Source organism: Vibrio sp. OPT20 (assembly GCF_963889365.1).
In the GTDB taxonomy this organism is placed as follows: domain Bacteria; phylum Pseudomonadota; class Gammaproteobacteria; order Enterobacterales; family Vibrionaceae; genus Vibrio; species Vibrio splendidus.
On record NZ_CAWPOA010000061.1, the window covers coordinates 1 to 1,288 of the forward strand.

Below are 1,288 nucleotides of genomic sequence, written 5' to 3' on the forward strand. Positions count from 1 at the left end.
TGATATGGCCCCTAAAAAGTAGACACTGGGGTTTAGTTGATTAGTTCAAAGTCCATGGGACTCACTCCACCTAGAGTCCCATGTCTTCTTACTGGATTATAATAGGTATCGATATAAATTCGACTCTGCATCGTCATTTCTTGTCGTGAAAGCTGATCTAAGTTGTTCATCCACTCTTTCTTATATTGCGCAAAGAAGCTTTCGGAACAAGCGTTGTCCCAACAGTTTCCTTTTCTCGACATGCTGACTTTAATCTTTCGTTTACGGTGCCAACGGATCGTCTCCAACGCTCGATACTGTATACCTTGATCAGAGTGAAACAAAAGCTCGTGACCTAAGGGCTGCCTTTGTTCCCAAGCCTTATTCAGGCTTCTTAGCACTAACTTTACGTTATTAATGCGACTTGTCGACCAACCAATCACTTTGCGTGAAAACAAATCTAAGACGACGCACAGGTATTGCCAACCATCAGTACAGCGCACCTGAGTTATATCTGACACCCAAACTCGATCGGGTTTATCCACCTTAAATTGACGGGCAAGAATGTTATAGGCAGGTATAAGCGTATTTTGTCTTGGCGCTCGTCCATATCGCTTCTTGCTCACGCAAGAGCTATAGCCCATATTCTGCAGAAGCTTCTGTACTCGCTTTTTATTACAAATAAAGCCGTTAGCGATTGCTGCTTCCCAAAGCTTTCGATAGCCTGGAATACAATACTGAGCTTTGCTTTCTCTCCTCAAGTAGTGACTTAAAGACTCATTGTCTGTCTCTCGCTTCGATGGTTTCCTTGTTAGCCACTTATAATAACCCGCTTTAGAAACGCCCAACCATTGGCATAGTCGTATGACAGGAAGCTTCACACTGGCCTTCTTAAGGATATACTCGAACCTTATTCTTTTTGGCTGTCGAAGCTTCCTTTAAGAAATCATTCTCCACCTCTGCCATCTCAAGCTTCTTTTTCAATTGACGGATCTCTTTCTCCAGTTGTGCAACGGATTTTTCGGGGCCGTGGTTAGGTATTGGGAGGGAGTTAGTCTTTTTCGATGTCATTTGGCATCTCCATTTAGAAAGTAGCACCGGCGATATTCCTAAGGATAGTGCTACTGACTTAACGGTATAAGAAGAATCGAGAGATCGCTGAACAGCTTCTCGTTTAAATTCGTCTGCATATTGTCTTTGTGATTTTACTTTCATGACACTCAATGCTCTGTATTAAGTGTCTACTTTTATGGGGTCACATCAAAAGCATATGAGATAGATACGAGTAAATGAGTTGCGAGATACGAAA

1 pseudogene is annotated in these 1,288 nt (G+C 42.4%); it reads right to left on the minus strand.

What is annotated here, in order from left to right:
* Positions 1-32: 32 nt before the first annotated feature.
* Positions 33-1,194, minus strand: a pseudogene (locus AACR09_RS15800) (IS3 family transposase).
* Positions 1,195-1,288: the final 94 nt, after the last annotated feature.